General features: G+C 64.7%; 19 protein-coding genes and 1 tRNA gene. 10 read left to right on the forward strand and 10 right to left on the reverse strand.

Translation table 11 applies throughout. The features are described from left to right. Positions 1-53: 53 nt before the first annotated feature. Positions 54-1,631: an FAD-dependent oxidoreductase gene (locus tag GS424_RS00470; protein ID WP_160940754.1), complete on the reverse strand. Its 1,578-nt coding sequence runs from the start codon at positions 1,629-1,631 to the stop codon at positions 54-56. 212 nt (positions 1,632-1,843) lie between these two features. On the opposite strand from GS424_RS00470, the gene GS424_RS00475 reads away from it, so the two are divergent. Genes GS424_RS00475 through ispE form a run of 3 tightly spaced genes read left to right on the forward strand, consistent with a single transcriptional unit; the run spans position 1,844 to position 4,387 of the window. After that, the gene (locus GS424_RS00475; RefSeq protein ID WP_244977627.1) at positions 1,844-2,869 is read left to right on the forward strand and encodes a LysR family transcriptional regulator; all 1,026 of its coding nucleotides are present in this window, start codon (positions 1,844-1,846) and stop codon (positions 2,867-2,869) included. Next, a complete protein-coding gene (locus GS424_RS00480) occupies positions 2,862-3,365 on the forward strand; it encodes a nucleoside deaminase (RefSeq protein WP_160940753.1) in 504 nt (167 codons plus the stop codon). Before GS424_RS00475 ends, GS424_RS00480 begins: the two co-directional genes overlap by 8 nt. Then, complete coding sequence (gene ispE, locus GS424_RS00485) at positions 3,362-4,387, forward strand: 4-(cytidine 5'-diphospho)-2-C-methyl-D-erythritol kinase (RefSeq protein ID WP_160940752.1); 1,026 nt, start codon at positions 3,362-3,364, stop codon at positions 4,385-4,387. Before GS424_RS00480 ends, ispE begins: the two co-directional genes overlap by 4 nt. Before the next feature lie 24 nt (positions 4,388-4,411). On the opposite strand, the gene GS424_RS00490 is transcribed toward ispE, so the two are convergent. Next, positions 4,412-4,975, reverse strand: coding sequence for a DUF308 domain-containing protein (locus GS424_RS00490; RefSeq protein ID WP_154332679.1), 564 nt, complete (start codon positions 4,973-4,975; stop codon positions 4,412-4,414). Positions 4,976-5,182: 207 nt separating this feature from the next. Here GS424_RS00490 and GS424_RS00495 point away from each other — a divergent pair, with 207 nt between their 5' ends. The 3 genes from GS424_RS00495 (at position 5,183) to GS424_RS00505 (ending at position 8,366) form a co-directional block, all read left to right on the forward strand. Continuing rightward, complete coding sequence (locus GS424_RS00495) at positions 5,183-5,737, forward strand: LemA family protein (protein WP_101721164.1); 555 nt, start codon at positions 5,183-5,185, stop codon at positions 5,735-5,737. Between the two features lie 172 nt (positions 5,738-5,909). Continuing rightward, positions 5,910-7,892 (forward strand): hybrid sensor histidine kinase/response regulator, encoded by a 1,983-nt coding sequence (locus GS424_RS00500; RefSeq protein ID WP_160940751.1) that lies wholly within the window; start codon positions 5,910-5,912, stop codon positions 7,890-7,892. A 108-nt stretch (positions 7,893-8,000) separates the two neighbouring features. Further along, a complete protein-coding gene (locus GS424_RS00505; RefSeq protein WP_160940750.1) occupies positions 8,001-8,366 on the forward strand; it encodes a guanylate cyclase in 366 nt (121 codons plus the stop codon). A 30-nt stretch (positions 8,367-8,396) separates the two neighbouring features. Here the strand turns inward: GS424_RS00505 and GS424_RS00510 are convergent. Further along, positions 8,397-8,487 (reverse strand) — tRNA-Ser (locus GS424_RS00510). Positions 8,488-8,551: 64 nt separating this feature from the next. Here GS424_RS00510 and GS424_RS00515 point away from each other — a divergent pair. From GS424_RS00515 to GS424_RS00530, 4 genes are all read left to right on the forward strand, one after another. Beyond that, complete coding sequence (locus tag GS424_RS00515) at positions 8,552-10,555, forward strand: DUF2207 domain-containing protein (RefSeq protein ID WP_160940749.1); 2,004 nt, start codon at positions 8,552-8,554, stop codon at positions 10,553-10,555. Between the two features lie 214 nt (positions 10,556-10,769). Continuing rightward, positions 10,770-11,720, forward strand: coding sequence for a DMT family transporter (locus GS424_RS00520; RefSeq protein ID WP_160940748.1), 951 nt, complete (start codon positions 10,770-10,772; stop codon positions 11,718-11,720). A 39-nt stretch (positions 11,721-11,759) separates the two neighbouring features. Continuing rightward, positions 11,760-12,269: a shikimate kinase gene (locus tag GS424_RS00525; protein ID WP_160940747.1), complete on the forward strand. Its 510-nt coding sequence runs from the start codon at positions 11,760-11,762 to the stop codon at positions 12,267-12,269. Positions 12,270-12,278: 9 nt separating this feature from the next. After that, entirely contained in the window at positions 12,279-12,647 is a 369-nt protein-coding gene (locus tag GS424_RS00530) for a tRNA-binding protein (RefSeq protein ID WP_160940746.1), read from the forward strand. 67 nt (positions 12,648-12,714) lie between these two features. Here the strand turns inward: GS424_RS00530 and GS424_RS00535 are convergent, their stop codons facing one another. From GS424_RS00535 to GS424_RS00565, 7 genes are read right to left on the reverse strand one after another with little or no spacing between them, the layout of a single operon-like run. Beyond that, a complete protein-coding gene (locus tag GS424_RS00535) occupies positions 12,715-13,788 on the reverse strand; it encodes a type IV pilus twitching motility protein PilT (RefSeq protein ID WP_160940745.1) in 1,074 nt (357 codons plus the stop codon). Between the two features lie 10 nt (positions 13,789-13,798). Next, positions 13,799-14,263 carry a FixH family protein gene (locus GS424_RS00540; RefSeq protein ID WP_160940744.1) on the reverse strand — a complete coding sequence of 155 codons (465 nt, stop codon included), beginning with the start codon at positions 14,261-14,263 and terminating at the stop codon, positions 13,799-13,801. Further along, complete coding sequence (locus tag GS424_RS00545) at positions 14,260-14,724, reverse strand: hypothetical protein (RefSeq protein WP_160940743.1); 465 nt, start codon at positions 14,722-14,724, stop codon at positions 14,260-14,262. The genes GS424_RS00540 and GS424_RS00545 overlap by 4 nt, the downstream gene beginning before the upstream one ends. After that, positions 14,724-15,236 (reverse strand): DUF4860 domain-containing protein, encoded by a 513-nt coding sequence (locus GS424_RS00550; RefSeq protein ID WP_160940742.1) that lies wholly within the window; start codon positions 15,234-15,236, stop codon positions 14,724-14,726. Before GS424_RS00550 ends, GS424_RS00545 begins: the two co-directional genes overlap by 1 nt. Positions 15,237-15,244: 8 nt before the next feature. After that, positions 15,245-15,520, reverse strand: coding sequence for a hypothetical protein (locus GS424_RS00555; protein WP_244977628.1), 276 nt, complete (start codon positions 15,518-15,520; stop codon positions 15,245-15,247). Positions 15,521-15,575: 55 nt separating this feature from the next. Further along, entirely contained in the window at positions 15,576-16,628 is a 1,053-nt protein-coding gene (locus tag GS424_RS00560) for a type II secretion system F family protein (RefSeq protein WP_160940740.1), read from the reverse strand. A 44-nt stretch (positions 16,629-16,672) separates the two neighbouring features. Beyond that, positions 16,673-17,692: a transglutaminase domain-containing protein gene (locus GS424_RS00565; protein WP_160940739.1), complete on the reverse strand. Its 1,020-nt coding sequence runs from the start codon at positions 17,690-17,692 to the stop codon at positions 16,673-16,675. Between the last annotated feature and the right edge of the window lie 166 nt (positions 17,693-17,858).

Below are 17,858 nucleotides of genomic sequence, written 5' to 3' on the forward strand. Positions count from 1 at the left end.
CGTTCCCTGGCGGAGGGGCCTCGGCGCGCGATGGTCCCTCCGCTTCGACTTGCCTATTTGTACGCGTCCTTCTCGCTTTTGGTCCACGTTGCAAGGGTTGCGGAATCGGGGCTTTCCGTTGCGGCTGCTGCTCCGGCCAGCTTGCCGAAAACGAGCGCCTGGATGAGCCCATTGCCGCTCATGTACGCCGCCCCGCCGCGGGAAGAAAAGCCTTCCGTGCATCCTCCGGCTGCGTACAGTCCCTTGATCAGGCTCTTGTCAGCGCGAAGCACATGGCCGGCCACATCGGTTGCCATGCCTCCTTGCGTGTGGCGAATCTCGCCGGTGACCTTTACTGCATAGTAGGGACCGTCGAAGCTTTCCGGCAGATGCGCTCGGTTGAACTTGTCTTCGCCCTTTTCGATGCCGGTCTGGTATTCGGCGATCGTCTTTTCTAGTGTCGCGGCATCTGCGCCGATCGCTGCGGCCAATTCGCTGCCGGTTGCTCCTTTCAGCACGATGCCGGCTTCCTCCCATTCCGCGTACTTTGCGCTCTTTGCGATTTGCACGTCAGTGAAGCAGAGGTAGGCGATGTGGTCGGTCTGCGCGATGACGTGGGGCGACAGCTCGGAATAGCCGGTGTATTCGCTGGCAAACCGGTTTCCTTCCTGGTTCACCATGATGCCGCCGTTGTTGGCTACGCCCTGCTCGAGCGTCTGGTCGTTGTCTACGCCGTGGAATGCGTGACCCTGGTAGGCGCCCATATTCTGCAGGTTGGCTCCCAGCTCCTGTGCCCATAGGATGCCCTCGCCGGTAGCGCCGGGAGCTACCATTTTGAACGAGTCCACGGCTTCGGGGCAGTACTGTGCCAGCATGTCGGGGTTGTTGGCGAATCCGCTTGACGCCAGCACCGTGTTGTTCGCAATGATGGCCAGGTTGTTCTTGCCGCTCTTTCCGTATGCGCCCACGATGCGATCGTCGTCGTCCGCAAGCACGAGGCCCTGTATCTCGCATGACAGCATCTGGGTGATGCGGCTGTCGGAGTCCATGCTCGCGATGAGCGCGTCGGTGAGCCCCTTGCCGGCATCGACGGTTGTATGCATGCGGTGCGCCGTTTGGCCGTAGTAGAGGGCTTCGTCGATGCCCCAAACGGCACCGTGCTTCTCGGTCCATTCGACGATGTCCTTCGACTGCTCGGTCACGGTGTGGACTAGGTCGGGTCTTACGCTGTAATTGCTCGGGCGCATGATGTCGATGACGCACGCGCCGACGCTGTCGCTTTCGCCCATGTCTGTTTGCTGCTTGGTGCCCACGGCGGGAATCTTCCCGCTTGAAAGCATGGTGGCCCCGCCCAGCACGCTCATCTTCTCGCACAGAACCACCTGCGCTCCCTGCTCGGCAGCGCTCAGTGCAGCGCAGAGGCCTGCTCCGCCGCCGCCGATGACCAGCACGTCCGTCTCGGATTGCGTCATATCCCTGAGGTCGCTCATGCGTTTGGCGAACTGGTAGCCCGTGCTTGCTGAGGGAGCGCTCGTGCCGCTTTCGTCCGCCTTGCCTGCGGGCGCGCATGCGGCAAGCGCTCCGCCCGAAGCGAGCGCGATTGAGCCGAGCCCCAAGCCTTTCAGCAGATCCCTCCGTGTGAGATTCCCCATGATGATCCCCTTCCTCGTGTGGTGCGGGCTCCCCGCCCGCTACGGGCACTATACGTTCGGCGTGCGGGGACGAAAAGAAACTCTTGCATGCCGCAATGCGTCAACCCTCAGTCGGCGCATAGGCATAATCCCACGTCAGAGCATTGTTGACTGCGCAGTATCAGCCCTTCGCCACACGGGCCGAAACCTCGCCAGCTCCAAGAGCAAGCACTTTGCCTATACTGGAACCAGGGGAGGCCGGCCGTGCCGCTGCGTGGTGCGAGGTCGGCTGCGGGGATGCGCGGACGCTGCGGGCGGGGGAGATGATGATGGCGAAGTTCCGTATGGATATCGATCAGAGAAGGTATTTCTGCACGCTCTGCTCGGCGGGCAACATTACGCAAGCCGCTCAGTTGCTCTATCTGTCGAGGCAGGGGCTGTCGAAAAGCATGAACAGCTTGGAGAAGCAACTGGATGTGCAGCTGTTCGTTCGCGGCAAGAAAGGGGTCGAGCTTACCGAGGCGGGAAGAATTCTGTTGCGCTATCTGCATGAGGAAGATCGATTGTGGGATGCGTGCGTGGCCGATATTCGCGCGGTTGATCGGACGGAGCCCGAGCTGGTGCGCGTTGGATTGCTAAGCATGTACGTGGGATACCATCAGAAACGGGAGTTGTTGGCCGGCTTCCAAGACGACCCGCGTATAAGGATCGAAGTGGTTGACGGCGATCACGATGCGTTTTGGGAAGCCATCACCGCAGGCGAGATGGAGCTTGCGTTTTCCATCAAGCCGCCTGAAGAATTGGGAATCCCGGCTATCAAGCTGCTCGACGACGGCCTGTCCATCCTGCTGGCGGCCAGCGACCCGTTGGCGCGAAAGAGATACGTCGACTTCGAGACGGATCTGCAGGGCAAAACCGTCATCCAAACAAGTCCCTACAAAGGCCGGCTGTACGAGACGGCATTTCGAAACCGCGGCATCAACGTGGAGCTGCTCGTTCATGATAAGAACCTCATGCTTGCCCAGGTGTCTACCAGCGAGGATTGTTTCATCATTCAAACGGAATACGCGAAATCGCTGGTCACCGATCAGGTTTGTATGCGCCCTCTTATCAATGCTCCCATAGAGATGGATTCCATGCTGGTGTTTCGCCCTGCGCTGCGCCCGATGGCGTGTACGGTGGCGCGTAAGCTGCTGGCTCCGTACGGCAAGGAGGACGAGCTCGACGCTTTTTTGGCCTATAATAAGCCGCATGACTGATGAAGACTACATGCGCATGGCTATCGAGGAGGCGCACCGCGCCGAAGAGCTGGACGAGGTCCCCATCGGGGCCGTCGTGGTGTACGAGCCCATCGACCCCGCGACGCGCCGCTCCCTGGCCGAGCCGCAGGTGATCGCGCGCGCGTGCAACCTGCGCGAGACGACGCAGGACCCCGCCGGGCACGCCGAGTTCATCGCGCTCAAGCAGGCGGCCGAGCATCTGGGCGTCTGGCGGCTGACCGGCTGCACGGTGTACGTGACGCTGGAGCCGTGCGTGATGTGCGCGGGCCTCATGCATCAGGCGCGCGTCGACCGCTGCGTGTACGGGGCCGCCGATCCGAAGGCGGGCGCCCTCGGCACGCTGTACGCCGTCAACGCCGATGAGCGCCTCAACCACACGTTCGAAGCGACGCCGCAGGTGTTGGGCGACGAGTGCGCCGGACTGCTGCGGGATTTCTTCGCGAAGAAAAGGAAGAAACGGGGGACTGCCTCATGACGCTGACGAGCGATGAACGACGCGCCGAGCGCCTGGCGAACGACGAGCACGCGGTGGACATGCTGGAGGTGGCGCGCCGCGCGCAGGGTGTGGACATCGCAGGCTTCACCGGGCCCGACGCCGTCAAGCTGGTGGCGCCGGCGAAGGTGAACCTGTTCCTCGACATCGGCGCGAAGCGCCCGGACGGCTACCACGACGCCGTCAGCATCATGCACGCGCTCATGCTGCACGACGTGCTGCGCATGAAGCTGGCGCCGGGTCGCGGCGAGGGGCTGTCGCTCGACCTCGCGTGCGTCGCGCGCGAAGGGCTCGCGCAGCTCGACGTGCCCGTGGGGCGTAACATCGTGGCGAAGGCCGTGCGCCTGCTGGCCGACAAGCTGGGCCGCGCGAACGACGAGATGGTGGTCGCCTGCATCGAGAAGCACATCCCCGCCGAGGCCGGCCTGGGCGGCGGCTCCTCCGACGCCGCCGCGGCGCTGCTGGGCGCGGCGCACCTGTGGGGCGTGCCGGCCGACGACCCGCGCATCGAGGAAGCGGCGCGCGCCTTGGGCGCCGACGTGGCGTTCTTCCTGCACGGAGGCTGCGCGTGCTTCACCGGCGTGGGCGACGTGTTCGCGCACGCGCTGACACCCATGAACACGAATGTGGTGCTCGTGAAGCCCGAGGGCGGCGTGTCCACGGCCGCCGCGTACCGCGCGTTCGACGAGCATCCCACGATCATCCCGGAAGCCAGCCGCGACGCCGCCCTCGCCGCGACGCATGCCGCGGACGTGCCGCTGTGCAACAACCTGGTGCCCGTGTCCGAGCAGCTGCTTCCCGAGCTCGTGGACATTCGCACGTGGGCCGCCGCGCGCGCCGACGTGCAGCGTGTGCTCATGTCGGGCAGCGGTTCGGCCGTGTTCGTGCAGTGCCCCTCGTTCGCCGACGCGGGCCGCGTGGCCGCCGATGCGCGCATGCGCGGCTGGTGGGCGCGCGCCACGACGTTCGGCCCGACGCGCGCGGCCGTGGTGCCGAACCGCTAACGCGCCGCCGATCGCGGGGGGGGGCTAGGCGGCGTCCGCCTCCACGCGCATGCCCCGCTTCGTCAGCACGAGCCGGAAGGGGTAGGCCAGCAGCTCCACGCCCAGCACGATGATGTGGTGGTCGATGCTCCCGAACGGGTTGAGCACGAGCAGCACCGACACCACGAGGTTGAACACGGCGAACGCCAAGATGAAGGCGAAGCGCTCGTGCGCGGCCGCGTGGCGCAGCGTGTCGTCGAACCCGTGCGCGGCTTTCAGCAGGCCCAACACGCCCCAAATGACGCCGATGTAGCTGATGGAGTCGCTTCCCTGCAAGAACGCGACCACGCCCACCACGCTCATGACCAGCCCTGTTCCGATGCTGTGCTTGCCGCCCTCGATGCGCCTGGTCCGCACGCCCGCTACGATGCTCGCGACGCCCGACACCGCCATGACCACGCCCAGCAGGTAGGGCAGCGCCCGCACGATGTCGCCGGGGAACAGCACGCAGCCCAATCCGATGAGCGGCAGCAGCAACAACGCCACCACCGACACCTTGGCGGCGCTGCTGCGTTGTTTGAACGAGGTGACGATATGAGGGGTGGACATTGCGACCCTTTCGATTGAGGATGCGCGCCGAGCGTGCGACGTGGTACGCTGAACCTAGCACGAACAGGGGGAAGACCCTCGAAATGCGCAGCTTCCGTCAGGGGGATGATATATAAGTGTTACGGTTTGGTTTACCGAATAGTTGCGTATTTCCTCAAAGGCTTGTGCGATGGTAGAATGCTAGCTACGTAATAGCAAAGGAGAGCTATGAGCATCCCATTGATCATCATCCTCGTCATCGTCGTCGTGTTGGTTGTGGCCGTGATCGGGCTGTACAACAACCTCGTCAAACTGCGCAACATGGTGGACAACGCCTGGGCGCAGATCGACGTGCAGTTGCAGCGCCGCCTCGACCTCATTCCGAACCTCGTCGAAACCGTCAAGGGCTACGCCGCCCACGAGAGCGGCACGCTCGAAGAGGTCACCAAGGCGCGTACCGCCGTCATGAACGCGCCCACGCCCGAGGGAAAGATGCAGGCCGACGGCATCCTGACCGGCGCGCTGAAGAACCTGTTCGCCGTGGCCGAGGCCTACCCCGACCTCAAGGCGAACACGAACTTCCAGCAGCTTCAGGCCGAGCTTTCCAACACCGAAGACAAGATCAGCTACATGCGTCAAAGCTTCAACGACACCGTCATGAAATACAACACGGCGATCCAGACGTTCCCCGCCGTGCTGATAGCCGGCATGATGGGCTTCAAGGAGCGCGACAGCTTCGACGCGACGGCCGGTGCGGAAGTCGCTCCCAAGGTGCAGTTCTAAGCATGCTCAACGAGCGCCGGCGTCCGTGCGCACGGCGCTCGTGTGAAAATCTTTCGCGTAGGATTCGCTGCGCTCTCTCGATGGGGGACCATGCGGGCAAGGATGCGCGCGCGGCTCGCCTCGGAGGCGTCTCGTTGCCGTGGACTCTGCGCCCGTATATCGGAGCGGTTTCATGAAGAAGGTTTCATCGCGGAAGCACGACCGGTTCGGGCGCGTGCTCGATTCGGATCCGGTCTACCTCATCGCGGCCCTCGTGCTCATGGCGTTGCTCGTGTCGTTTTACGCCGTGTTGCTGGTGAACATGAACGCCATCGACACGAAAACGGAAGACTTGAAGGAGCATCCCTACGCGGTGACGGTTGCGGCGGGCCGATCCGAAACGCTGCTGATGCAGGTGCGCACGCTGGACGACCGCCTGGCGTTCGCGCGCACGCCCGAGACCATCGCCAGCGTCAAATCGGAATTCGCCTCCATCGACCAGGACCTGCGGCAGGCGATTGAGGTGATCGAGCAGCGCCATCGCGGCAACCCCGACAAGGCGCACGAGCTGGCCAGCAGCTACAAGGAGTTCTGCACCCAGCAAGAGCAGCTCATCGCGATAAGCCTGAGCGATGCGAGCGATGAAACCGTCGCCGAGTTCCTTGCCACCGCCGTGAATCCGCGCATCGACGAGATGCTCGATCTCAACACCGAGATCATCGACGCTGCTTCCCAGTCGTTCGACCGGTTGTACACGACGGTCAACGATACGCGCCAGGACGCCATATTCACGGCTACGGTGCTCATGGCCGCCGTGATGGTGTCGCTCGTGCTGTTCTTCGTGGTGATCAGGCGCAAGAACCGGCAGCAGGAAGAGCTGCAGGAAAGCCTGCGCCGCGCGGTGCAATCGGCGCAGGAGGCGAGTGAGGCGAAATCGCGCTTCCTGTCGAACGTGTCGCACGACATCCGCACGCCGCTCACGGCCATCATGGGCCTGACGGACATCGCCCTCGAGCACGCCGACGAGCGGGATCGCGTGATGGAGAGCCTGGAGAAGGTGCAGCTGTCATCGCACCACCTGCTCAACCTCGTGAACGACGTGCTGGACATGAGCAAGATCGAAAGCGGGCAGATCGACCTGGTGTCCAAGCCGTTCGACGTGCGCGGCGTGGTGGAAACGCTCGGCTCCATCGTGCGTCCTCAGGCCGATTCGAAGCACCTCACGTTCAGCGTGACGCACGTCGACGTGGAAGACGGCCTCGTGCTGGGCGACGAGATGCACGTGTGCCAGGTGCTTATCAACCTGCTGGGCAACGCGGTGAAGTACACCGAACCGAACGGCCTGGTGAATTTCGGCGTCGAGGAGCTTGAAGGCGACGAGCGCGAGGGATTCGCCGCGGAGCACGGCATATCGTTGCTGCCGAGCGATCACGACGGCTTCGAGATGCGCGTGCGCCTGATCCGTTTCATCGTGGAGGACGACGGCATCGGCATGTCGAAGGAATTCATGTCGCGCATGTTCGACCCGTTCGAACGCGAAGACGTCCCCACGCGGTTTTCCGTGGAAGGCACGGGTCTGGGGATGGCCATCGTGAAGAACCTGGCCGACCTGATGGGCGGCACCGTGCAGGTGCAAAGCGAGCGCGGCCGCGGATCGCGCTTCACGCTGGTGCTGCCGTTCGAATCCTGCGCGGGCCAGGCGTGCGAGCTGCGGCTGGAGCAGAGCCTCGAAGCCGAGAGCCCGGCCGCCGTCGCGGCGGAGGAGCCCTGCACCTGGCCGAACGTGCACGTGCTGCTTGCCGAGGACAACGAGATCATCGGCGAGATCGCCGAGGAGATCATCATGTCGACGGGGGCCACGGTGGAGCGCGCCTGGAACGGTCTGGAGGTTGTCAACCTGCTGGAGGATGCGCCCGAGGATCGCTTCGACCTCATCTTCATGGATATCCAGATGCCCGGCATGGACGGGCTCGAGGCGGCGCAGATCGTGGTGGAGCGCTACCGGGCGGCGGGTCATGTGCGGCCGCCCATCATTGCGACCACCGCGAACGCCTACGAGGAGGACCGCCAGCGCGCGTTCGACGCCGGCATGGACGGGTTCGCCGTGAAGCCCATCGGGAAGGGCGAGGTGTGCCACCTCTTCACGACGTTCGTGGACGAGAAGAGCGACGAATAGATGGCTGTTCGCGTCGATGCGCCGTCGGCGCGCGCGGGTCTGGTATGATGCGGACAATGCAAGCTGCTGGATGCTCGTGCATCCCGACCTGGGAAAGGAGTGCCCTACGTGATCGCTCGACTGTCGCGTATCGTTCCGATGCTCATCGTGCTGGCCGTGGTGGCCGCCGTCGTGTACATCGTGGCGGCGTGGCGCTACTCCCCGAACCGGGCGAAGGAACTGCTCATCAAGATGTTCACGGCCATCACGGGCGGCGTGTCGGCGTTCTTCCTGCTGGTGTGCGCGTACGCGTGGCTCGAGCGCAACGAGGCGGTGTTCGACCTGGCGTTCAGCTTCCTGCTGACCGCGCTGATCGGGCTCGTCGTCACGCGCATCTGCCGCGCCGTGTTCCTGCGGCACAACCCTGCGTACCGCATCAAAGCTGCGAAAACGACCACGCCCGGCTCCCGCGTGAAGCGCTGGCGCAGAAAATGAAAAACCCTCTTGCGAGGGTTTGAAATGCGGTGGCGGAGAGCTGGGGATTCGAACCCCAGACACCCTTTTGGGGTGTACTCGCTTAGCAGGCGAGCACCTTCGGCCTCTCGGTCAGCTCTCCACGGTATAATAGGTGCGGTTTGCTATGATACCGTGACCACCTCCAAGTTGCAAGGAGCATGATCATGCAAAACATGAGCGGTTCGCAACTCCGCGAATCCTTCGCTTTTTCCCGGCGAAACGCCGCGCTTGTCTGCGCGGTCCTCGTTGCGCTCGCGTGCGCGCTCGTGGCGCTCGCCCCCGGGCAGGCGCACGCGAAGTCGTACACCATGCCCAAGGTGGATATCCAGGCGCAGGTGGAAACCGACGGCGCGCTGCAGGTGACCGAGCAGCGCACCTTCGATTTCGACGGCGACTTCACCGCGGTGTGGTGGACGTTCGACGGCCTCCCGTCGAACGCGACGCTCAAAATCAACGGCGTGCGCATGGCGAACGTCGATGCCGACGGCGCGGTGGTGGGCGATTGGACGACGCTGCCCAGCGAGTCGTTCGTGCTGAGCTGGCGCGACTCGGGCGGCCCGGGGAACGATTCCTACTCGTTCGACGCGCCGATGAACAGCGTGTACGTGTTCTTCAACGCCTCGGACGATCGGCGCATCATCGAGCTTGACTACACGGTGGAGAACGGGGCGCAGGCGTACAACGACGTGGGCGAGGTGTACTGGAAGTACATCGGCTCGCAATGGCAGGAAGATTCCGACAACGTCACCATGACGCTGGCGCTGCCCGTGCCGCAGGGCACCGAGGTGGTGCCGGGCGAGAACGTGCGCGCCTGGGGCCACGGCCCGCTCGACGGCAAGGTGACCGTGAACGCCGACGGCACCGTGACGTACACCGTGCCCCATGTGGCGGCGGGGCAGTACGCCGAGGCGCGCGTCGTGTTCCCGGTGGAGTGGTTGACGAACCTGTCGGCCGAGAGCGCGGCGCTGCACCAGGGCCAGAACCGCCTGGACGAGGTGCTGAAAGAGGAGCAGTCGTGGGCCGACGAGGCGAACCGCAACCGCATGCTGTCGCTGGCGTTCGTCATCGGCTGCGGCGTGATCTGCGTGCTGCTCATCGCATGGGCGCTGCGCGCGTACTTCAAGTACGGACGCGAATACAAACCCTCGTTCACCGGCGAATACTGGCGCGACGTGCCCGATCCGTCCGTTCATCCGGCGGCCATCGGCCGTCTGTGGCGCTGGGATCGCGAGAGCCAGGACGACTTCACGGCCACGCTCATGCACCTCGCGCACATCGGCGCGATCCGCATCGACTCCGGCAGCTACGAGGAGCCCGGCGTGTTCGGCCGCACGAAGACCGTGGACGACTACTACCTCACGAGGCTGCCGGCTGCCGACAACGTGACCGATCCGATCGATCAGCAGACGCTCGGGTTGCTGTTCGGCCGCTTCGCCAACGGCGCCGACGCGCTGTGGTTCGGCACCATCAAGAAGTATGGCGAGGACAACCCGCAGGAATTCGTCGACGCGATGCAGGGTTGGCAGGGCGCCCTGTCGGCGGCAACGAACCGCGAGGACTTCTTCGAGGCGAAGGGCAGGCGCTACCAGGGCTACCTCATCACGCTCGCCGTGGTGGTGGCCGTGGCCGGCGTTGCGATCTGGCTGCTCATGTCGAACTTCATCCCGCTGATCTTCATGATTCCCACGGCCATCGCGTTGGGCGTCATCGGGAACTACATGCCGCGCCGCAGCGTGAAGGGCAACGAGCTGACCGCCAAGAGCAAGGCGCTGCGCAACTGGCTGACCGATTTCTCGTCGCTTGACGAGCGTCCTCCCACCGACGTGAAGGTGTGGGGCGAGTTCATGGTGTACGCCTACCTGTTCGGCGTGGCCGACCAGGCCATCAAGCAGCTGCAGACCACCATGCCGCAGCTGTTCGAGTACGACGGCTCGATGGGCATGACGTACATGCCGTGGTGGTTCTGGTACACGGGCGGCCACACGGCTGCCGGCGCCGCGATGCCCTCGGTGGGCGACATGCTGCACACGTCGATGGCGAACACGATGTCGACGGCCCAGGCGGCCATCTCGGGCGCAAGCGGCAACTTCTCGAGCGGCGGCGGGTTCGGCGGCGGCTTCTCCGGCGGCGGCGGAGGCGGCTTCGGCGGCGGAGGCGGCGCTCGATAAGCAACCTCACCTTGTGCGCGCGGGGCGTCCTTCGGGGCGCCCCGCGCCTTGCGTCGCGCCGATCGCGCGCCCGCGCTCCCGCGCGAGAAGGCCGCAGCCGCTGTCAAAATGTTTCACGTGAAACATTCGTTCGCGGCACATAGGCGCGTTCTTCCCCAAGATACTCACCGATTAACGATACGCCAGCCTGCGGCGGGCGCTATACTGACTCGCCATGAGCGGATTTTCCAACAGAGCCGGGAGCATCCCCGCGAGCGTGTACAAGCTGCTGCTTGTCGTGGCTACCGTCATCTGGGGCCTCAGCTTCGTCGTGATGAAGGACGCGGTGGACGTGCTGGAGCCGGCGTACCTCATCGGGTTCCGCTTCCTGGCTACGGGCGCGGTGCTGGCGGCGGTGTTCTGGCGACGCATGCGGCTGGCGTTCACGAAAGACTACCTGGTAAAGGGCCTCGTCCTCGGCGTGCTGTGCTTCCTCGCGTTCTGGGTGCAAACCATCGGGCTGGACAACACGACGCCCGGCAAGAACGCGTTCCTCACGGCCACGTACTGCGTGATCGTCCCGTTCGCGTGGTGGGTCATCGCGCGCAAGCGGCCGACGGTGTTCAACATCGGCGCGGCCGTCATGGCGGTGGCCGGCATCGGGATGGTGTCGCTGCAGGGTTCGCTCGCCGAGCTCAGCATGGGCTACGGCGACCTCATGACGCTCGTGTCGGCGCTGCTGTTCGCGGTGCACATCGTGTACGTGTCGAAGTTCTCGGAGACGAACGACGTGCTCGTGCTCACGGTGATGCAGTTCTTCATCGGCGGCGCGTGCGGCGTGGCGTACGGGGCCTGCTTCGAAACGCTCCCGCCTGCCTCGGCCCTCACGCCCGCGTTCTTCTGGAACATGGCCTACCTCGTCATCTTCGCGTCGTGCGTGGCGCTCGTCATCCAGAACGTGGCGCTGGCGCACGTGCCGCCCGCGCAGGCGTCGCTGTTCCTCAGCCTGGAGTCGGTGTTCGGCGTGCTGTTCAGCGTGCTGCTGTACGGCGAGCAGGTGGGGTTCAAGCTGATCGTGGGCTTCGTGCTCATCTTCGGCGCCATCCTGGTCAGCGAGATGTTCCCGCTGAAACGCAAGGGCGCCGCGGCCGCTCAACTGGAGGCGGTACCCGTCGAGCTGCCGTGATACAATGCTCCCACTAGGTGCAGTAAGGGAGGAACTCTCATGGCGGAAAAAGACAACATCGTGCTCATCGGCATGCCCGGCGCCGGCAAATCGACCCTCGGCATCGTGCTGGCGAAGATCCTGAACTACGACTTCATCGACGCGGACCTCGTCATCCAGAACAGCTGCGACAAGACGCTGCAGAAGCTCATCGACGCGTGCGGCCCTGAGGGCTTCATCCAGGTGGAGAACGAGATCCTGCGCGACCTGACGGCATCGAAGTCCATCATCGCCACGGGCGGTTCGGCCGTGTACTCCGACGAGGCCATGGAGCACCTGTCGGAGATCGGCACCGTCGTGTACCTCAAGATCACGTTCGACCAGCTGGTCAACCGCCTGAGCGACCTGCAAGAGCGCGGCGTGGTGCTGAAGGGCGGTATCGGCATGAGCCTGCGCGAGCTATACGACGAGCGCCTGCCGCTGTACGAGCAGTACGCCGAGGTCACCGTCGACGTGAACGACCTGTCCATCACCGCCGCCGCCCGCAAAGTGGCCGACGCGCTGAAGTAGGAGGCTCCCATGGCCGATTCCCTTGAAACCGCGCCGGTCAAGCCTCCTATCACGATCGACGACCTGGACAAGATCGACGTTCGTGTGGGCCGCATCGTGGCGGTGGACGATGTGGAGGGCTCGAAGAAGCTCATCAAGATGACGGTTGATTTCGGCGGCTTCACGCGCACCATCCTGTCGGGCATGAAGGAGGAGCGCGAGGATTGCGCGGCCGAGCTCACGGGCAAGCAGGCGCTGTTCGTGGTGAACCTTGCGCCGCGTAACATGGCAGGCGAGGTGTCCGAGGGCATGATCTACGACATCGGCTACGAGGACGGCATCGTGCCGGTGCTGGCCGTGCCGGAAGCGGAAGTGCCCGACGGCGTGCGTCTCGGGTAGCGTTCGCGCACAAGAAAGAAAAGGCCCCGCAGTTCAAAGAGCTGCAGGGCCTTGTTGTCGGGACTTCCTACAGCCCTTCCATTTCGAAGCGCTTCTCGAGCGCCTCCTGATGGATGCTGTACTGCAGCGCCATCTCCTTCGCCACCTGGCCGCTCTTCACGAGGCCGAACAGGCTCTGGTCCATCGTGCGCATGCCCTCGGCGCCGCCGGAGGCGATGACGCTGTCCAGCTGGTGCGTCTTCTCCTCACGGATGAGGTTGCGGATGGCCGTGTTCGTGATCATGATCTCGAAGGCCGGCGCCGTGCCGCCGTCCACGGTGGGCACGAGCTGCTGCGACACGATGGCCTGCAGCACCATGGACAGCTGGATGCGGATCTGGCGTTGCTGCGAGGCGGGGAAGGCGTCGATGATGCGGTCGACCGTGCCGGCCGCGCCCGTGGTGTGCAGCGTGGAGAACAGCAGCTGCGCCATCTCGGCGGCCGTCACCGCGGTGCCGATGGTGTCCTGGTCGCGCATCTCGCCCAGCAGGATGACGTCGGGGCTCTCGCGCATGGCCGAGCGCAGCGCCTCGCCGTACGTGGCCACGTCGGTGGGCACCTCGCGCTGCGTGACGATGCAGGAACCGTGCTTGTGCACGTACTCGATGGGGTCTTCCATCGTGATGATGTGGCCGGTGCGCTCGTGGTTCAGGCGGTCGATGATGCAGGCGAGCGTCGTGGATTTGCCGGCACCCGCCGGGCCGGTGACCAGCACGAGGCCCTTCTGGAACTTGGCGAGGCGCAGCACTTCGTCGGGGATGTGGAATTCCACCGGGTCGGGCAGGCCGAACGGGATGACGCGGATGACCGCGCCGTACGAGCCGCGCTGGCGGAACACGTTGGCGCGGAAGCGGCCGACGCCCGGCACCGCGAACGAGAAGTCGTCGTCGTGGTTGCCGTTCTCCATGAAGTGGGCCATGCTGCGACCCGACGCCTCGTAGATAGCGCTGACGAAGGCCTCGGTGTCGGCCGGCTTGAACGGCGCCGAGTCGAGGCGCACCTGGCGGCCGCTCACGCTGTACGCCAAGGGAAGTCCTGCGATAATGAAGACGTCGGATGCCTTCGCATCCACCATCTCTTGCAAGAGCTGCTCCAGTTTCATCGTGCTTCTCCTATCGTGTTTGCGCGGCACCGGACCAGAGCGTGGCGCTCGGGCCGTCGTTCGTCCACTGCGTTGTTGCTTTCCATTGGCTGATCTCGTACGTTGCGTGCGCCGTGATGGTCAACTCCACGTCGAGCGTGCGCCCGCTGGGGGTGGTGAACGTCAAGTGCACGGTCGCCCCGTCCCGCTGGGCGCCGGCGGGCAGCGCCTTGTCCACGGCCGCGAGCGCCGCGTCGAGGTCGCCGTCGGCGGCGCGCACCGGTTCGAGCGCCGCGTCGATGGCGGCCACCGCGCTTTGGGCGGACCGTTCGTTCGCGTACGTGTCATCGGTGAACAGCGCCTGCTTCTCGGCGGCGGCGTAGGTCGCTTGCGCCGTCGTTGCCGACAGCACGGCCATCACGGCCAGACACAGGATGATGACGAGTGTGAACAGGCTGATGGGGCCGATGCGCACGCTGCTGTTGGAGCCGCTCATCGCTGCACCCCCTCGTCCGACACGTAGCGCGCCGTGTCCACCTGGTACACAATCGCGTCGTCGCTGGTCACTTCGATATGGGCTTCGTACAGGGTGCCGGTCTGCTGGGCCTGGGCCTGCACGGTGCGCGTCACGTCGTAGCGGTCGGCGCGTGCGGGGGCGTCGTTGCCCGCCTCCACGATGAGCTCGCCGTTGACGAGGGCGTACGTGGTAACGAGGTCGCCGGCGGTCGGGTCGGCCGCGAACGTCTCGGCGTCGTTCGACGCGAGGATGATGGCGTTCGACAGCCGGTCGGCGTCTTCGCCCCGCTCGTGCGCCCCGCCGATCACCTGCATGAGCACGGCGAGCGACGCGATGAGGAACACGAGCAGCACGAGCGCTTCCACGATGAACGCCGAGCCGTGCCAGGGCCGACGGTCGTGCACGCTGCTGCGGCGCAGGCGGGAAAGGTCGATGGCCATCAGGCACCCCCTCGTACGCTGCGCAAGGCGACCGAGGTAGAGCCCTGGTCGGTGTGCACGGTCAACAGGCCGTCGGTATAGGTGAAGTCGAACGTCGAGGACGCCACGATCTCGCGGGCCTTCTCGGGGGTGAACGCCGTGCCGGCGCGCGTGTACTCCTCGACGATGGCGCCCTGGTAGGCGTACAGGCGCGTCTCGTAGTCGCCGTTCTCCAGATGCTCGGTCAGCACGAGCGCGAGCCCCTCGGGGCCGTCGGCCACGCCCACGGCATCGGTGCCGTCGGTGGAGCGGATGGAGTTCGCGATCAGCGACAATCCCAGCCGCGTGTTGTCGGAGGACGAGCGCACGTCGTTCACCGCGCGGTAGGCGCTCGTGCCCACCAGCAGCGCGAGCAGCAAGAACAGCGCGATGACGGCGAACAGCAGCGTGATGAACGCGCGGCCGCGCGCCTTTCCGCCGCGCGCTTCGGCGCTGCGATTGGACCCCGTTGCCCGGATCAGCGTTTGCACCATATCGTCCTTCATTTTGCCAACACCACGACGTTCGGCATGACGTTGTCGGCGAACACCTCGTAGGTGATCACGTAATCGGAGCGGTTCACGACCAGTCCGTAATTCTCCTCGAGATAGGCGAGCGACGAGGGGTACGCGCCCTCGATGGCGCAGCATTGCTTCGCGCTGTTGAGGATGGCGTTGCGCACCGAAAGCTCGCCCTGCTCGCGCAGCGACGCGCCGATGGCGCTCGAGGAAAGCCAGACGAGCACCACGGCCAGCACGATGGCGAACAATCCAGCCATGCGCTTGCGGGTGCGTCTCCTGATTTCCTGTTTGGTCAGCTCGTGGTACATGAGGCTAGCCGATCGATCCCATGATGCCGACGAGCGGCAGCATGACCGCGATGAGCGTGGCCCCCACGCCCACGGTGAGGAATGCGGCCAACGTGGGCTCGACGCTGTCGATGAGGCCGTCGAGGCGGGCGATGGAATCGTCGAAGAACGTGTCGGACAGGCTGGCCAGCACGGTCTCCAGGCTGCCGGAGCGCGTGCCCACCACCAGCATGCGGGCGTAGATGGGCTCGAACACGTTGTTGTCGAAGATGGCCTGCGCCAGGCTCTTGGCCTGGGTCGGGTCCGTCATCTGGGTGCGCGCCACTTCGAGCTGGGTTTTCAGGCTCGCGTGATCAACCATGGCGACCGCCTTCTCCATGGCGGCGTCGGTGTTCACGCCGGCGGCGACGAATGTGGCCAGCGCCGCGGTGAAGCGGCTGACGGCCATCTGGCGCAGCGGACCGCGCGTGAAGGGCATTTTCTCGAAGAGATGCAGCAGGCGCTGGCGCCCCGACACCGAGCGGCTGGCCAGCACGCCCAGCACCACGAGCACGGTGCAGACGAGCGTGACGCCCAAGGCGATCCAGCCGATGATGATGGAGGCGTTCACGTATCCGAACGAGCCCGCCGTCAGATCGCCGGAAAGTCCCTGGTAGACGTCCACGAACACAGGCAGGATCACGATGACGGTGAACAGCAGGATCACGGACATGACGCACAGCAGCGCGGCGGGGTAGGCGATGGCGTTCTTGATCTTGGCGTACAGGCGATCTTCCTCGTCGTAGTACGTCGCCAAGCTCCACAGCACGTTCTCCAGGCGGCCCGCATGCTCGCCCGCGCCCACCATGTCGACGACGTGGGAGGGAAAGCATCCCGAGTCGTTCATGGCGCGCGCCAGCGGTTTGCCGGCGATGAGCTCCTGGTACACGTCGTCGCACGCGCGCTTGAACGCCGCGTCCTCCATGTTCTCGCCCAGCAGGTAGACGGCTTCGTCCATCTGAATGCCGGCGGAGTGCATGACGGCGACGCTCTCGCAGAAGGCGGAAATAGCGCTGCTTTCAAGCATCTTCGTGGCCATGTCCTACGCGCTCCTTTTATCTCGTGCTACGTTGTATCGTCAGGTTAGTACGTGTAGAGATCGGTATACGTGGTTCCGTCCCCCACGTAGCTTGACCCGCTTCCGGCAGCAAACGTCGTGTCTATGCGCGTCCACGTGTTCTGCTTGATATTGATGCGTGCGTCCACCCATGTGCCGTCAATATACACCATGTTCCAAGCATGGTATATATTATCAGGCGAGACGTATCCCGTAATTATTTTGCAGGGAATCCCCTGACTGCGCAGCATGGCGGCCGCCAGCGATGCGTAGTCGAAGCAGATTCCCGAGCCGTCGGCGATGCACGCGTCGGGGCTGGGGAGGTAGCCGGTCGCGTCGGCCAGCTCGGCGGCTTTCCCCTCGTCGTATGCGATATTGTCCACGATCCAATCGTAGATGCTGCGCACCACGTCGCCCTCGTTCTGCGCGTCGGCGCACAGGTCGTTCGCCAGCTTCGTGCTCTCGCTGGAGGCGTCGTAATCGCAGTAGATGCTCGGGCGGATGAACGGCTGAAATTCATCAGCGAGCGTCACCTGCTGATCGGAGAGGCTGTCCAGCTCGGCATAGCTTTGGCCGGTCGTGTTTTCCCAGACGGTGAACGTGTACGCGCCGTCGCCCTCGACGAGCGGACATGAGATGGGCGTGCCGTCGCTGGGCAGGTCGAAGTAGTACGTGCCGCTCGAGCCGTCCTTCTCCACCTGGAACTTCAGCCGCGTGGACGCCGTGGCCGACACGGCGATGTAGCCTTCTGACAGGTGAGAGGTGTCGAACGCCGCCCCGCGCTCGCCCGTGGCCGCCGCCTCGTCGAACGGGGAAAGCGCCAATTCCGGACGCTCGTAGGCGGGGCCGCTCGTCTGGCCCTGCCCGTCCGACGAGCCGGGCGCGCCCCCTTCGCCGCCGCATCCGGCCAGCGCCGTCATCGACGCCGCGAGGACGACCGCGCACGCGATGCGGCCCAGCTTGCGCACGGGCGCACGCCAAGGCTTCGGCGCGTCGGCCGCTTCGCGTCGCTTCCGTCCAGAGGCTATGGTGCCGAGCAGGTGCATGCGCCCTCTCTACGATTGTTGGTATCGAGGCATTATACCCCTCCTGGTAGGGGCGTTTGATACTGTTGATTTCGTCTTGGAGACGCGTGCGGGAAAACGCCGGGGGGAGTGTCATATAAATCTACAACCACCAGCGGAGATAGGGAAATTTGTATGGGTATTGTAT

This window comes from Eggerthella guodeyinii, from assembly GCF_009834925.2.
Lineage (GTDB): Bacteria > Actinomycetota > Coriobacteriia > Coriobacteriales > Eggerthellaceae > Eggerthella > Eggerthella guodeyinii.

Excerpts from the sequence above, each read along its gene's own strand:
- GS424_RS00470 (WP_160940754.1), bottom strand. The coding sequence starts at position 1,631 with ATGGGGAATCTCACACGGAGGGATCTGCTGAAAGGCTTGGGGCTCGGC.
- GS424_RS00480 (WP_160940753.1), top strand. The coding sequence starts at position 2,862 with ATGACTGATGAAGACTACATGCGCATGGCTATCGAGGAGGCGCACCGC.
- ispE (WP_160940752.1), top strand. The coding sequence starts at position 3,362 with ATGACGCTGACGAGCGATGAACGACGCGCCGAGCGCCTGGCGAACGAC.
- GS424_RS00490 (WP_154332679.1), bottom strand. The coding sequence starts at position 4,975 with ATGTCCACCCCTCATATCGTCACCTCGTTCAAACAACGCAGCAGCGCC.
- GS424_RS00495 (WP_101721164.1), top strand. The coding sequence starts at position 5,183 with ATGAGCATCCCATTGATCATCATCCTCGTCATCGTCGTCGTGTTGGTT.
- GS424_RS00500 (WP_160940751.1), top strand. The coding sequence starts at position 5,910 with ATGAAGAAGGTTTCATCGCGGAAGCACGACCGGTTCGGGCGCGTGCTC.
- GS424_RS00515 (WP_160940749.1), top strand. The coding sequence starts at position 8,552 with ATGCAAAACATGAGCGGTTCGCAACTCCGCGAATCCTTCGCTTTTTCC.
- GS424_RS00520 (WP_160940748.1), top strand. The coding sequence starts at position 10,770 with ATGAGCGGATTTTCCAACAGAGCCGGGAGCATCCCCGCGAGCGTGTAC.
- GS424_RS00525 (WP_160940747.1), top strand. The coding sequence starts at position 11,760 with ATGGCGGAAAAAGACAACATCGTGCTCATCGGCATGCCCGGCGCCGGC.
- GS424_RS00530 (WP_160940746.1), top strand. The coding sequence starts at position 12,279 with ATGGCCGATTCCCTTGAAACCGCGCCGGTCAAGCCTCCTATCACGATC.
- GS424_RS00535 (WP_160940745.1), bottom strand. The coding sequence starts at position 13,788 with ATGAAACTGGAGCAGCTCTTGCAAGAGATGGTGGATGCGAAGGCATCC.
- GS424_RS00540 (WP_160940744.1), bottom strand. The coding sequence starts at position 14,263 with ATGAGCGGCTCCAACAGCAGCGTGCGCATCGGCCCCATCAGCCTGTTC.
- GS424_RS00545 (WP_160940743.1), bottom strand. The coding sequence starts at position 14,724 with ATGGCCATCGACCTTTCCCGCCTGCGCCGCAGCAGCGTGCACGACCGT.
- GS424_RS00550 (WP_160940742.1), bottom strand. The coding sequence starts at position 15,236 with ATGGTGCAAACGCTGATCCGGGCAACGGGGTCCAATCGCAGCGCCGAA.
- GS424_RS00555 (WP_244977628.1), bottom strand. The coding sequence starts at position 15,520 with ATGGCTGGATTGTTCGCCATCGTGCTGGCCGTGGTGCTCGTCTGGCTT.
- GS424_RS00560 (WP_160940740.1), bottom strand. The coding sequence starts at position 16,628 with ATGGCCACGAAGATGCTTGAAAGCAGCGCTATTTCCGCCTTCTGCGAG.
- GS424_RS00565 (WP_160940739.1), bottom strand. The coding sequence starts at position 17,692 with ATGCACCTGCTCGGCACCATAGCCTCTGGACGGAAGCGACGCGAAGCG.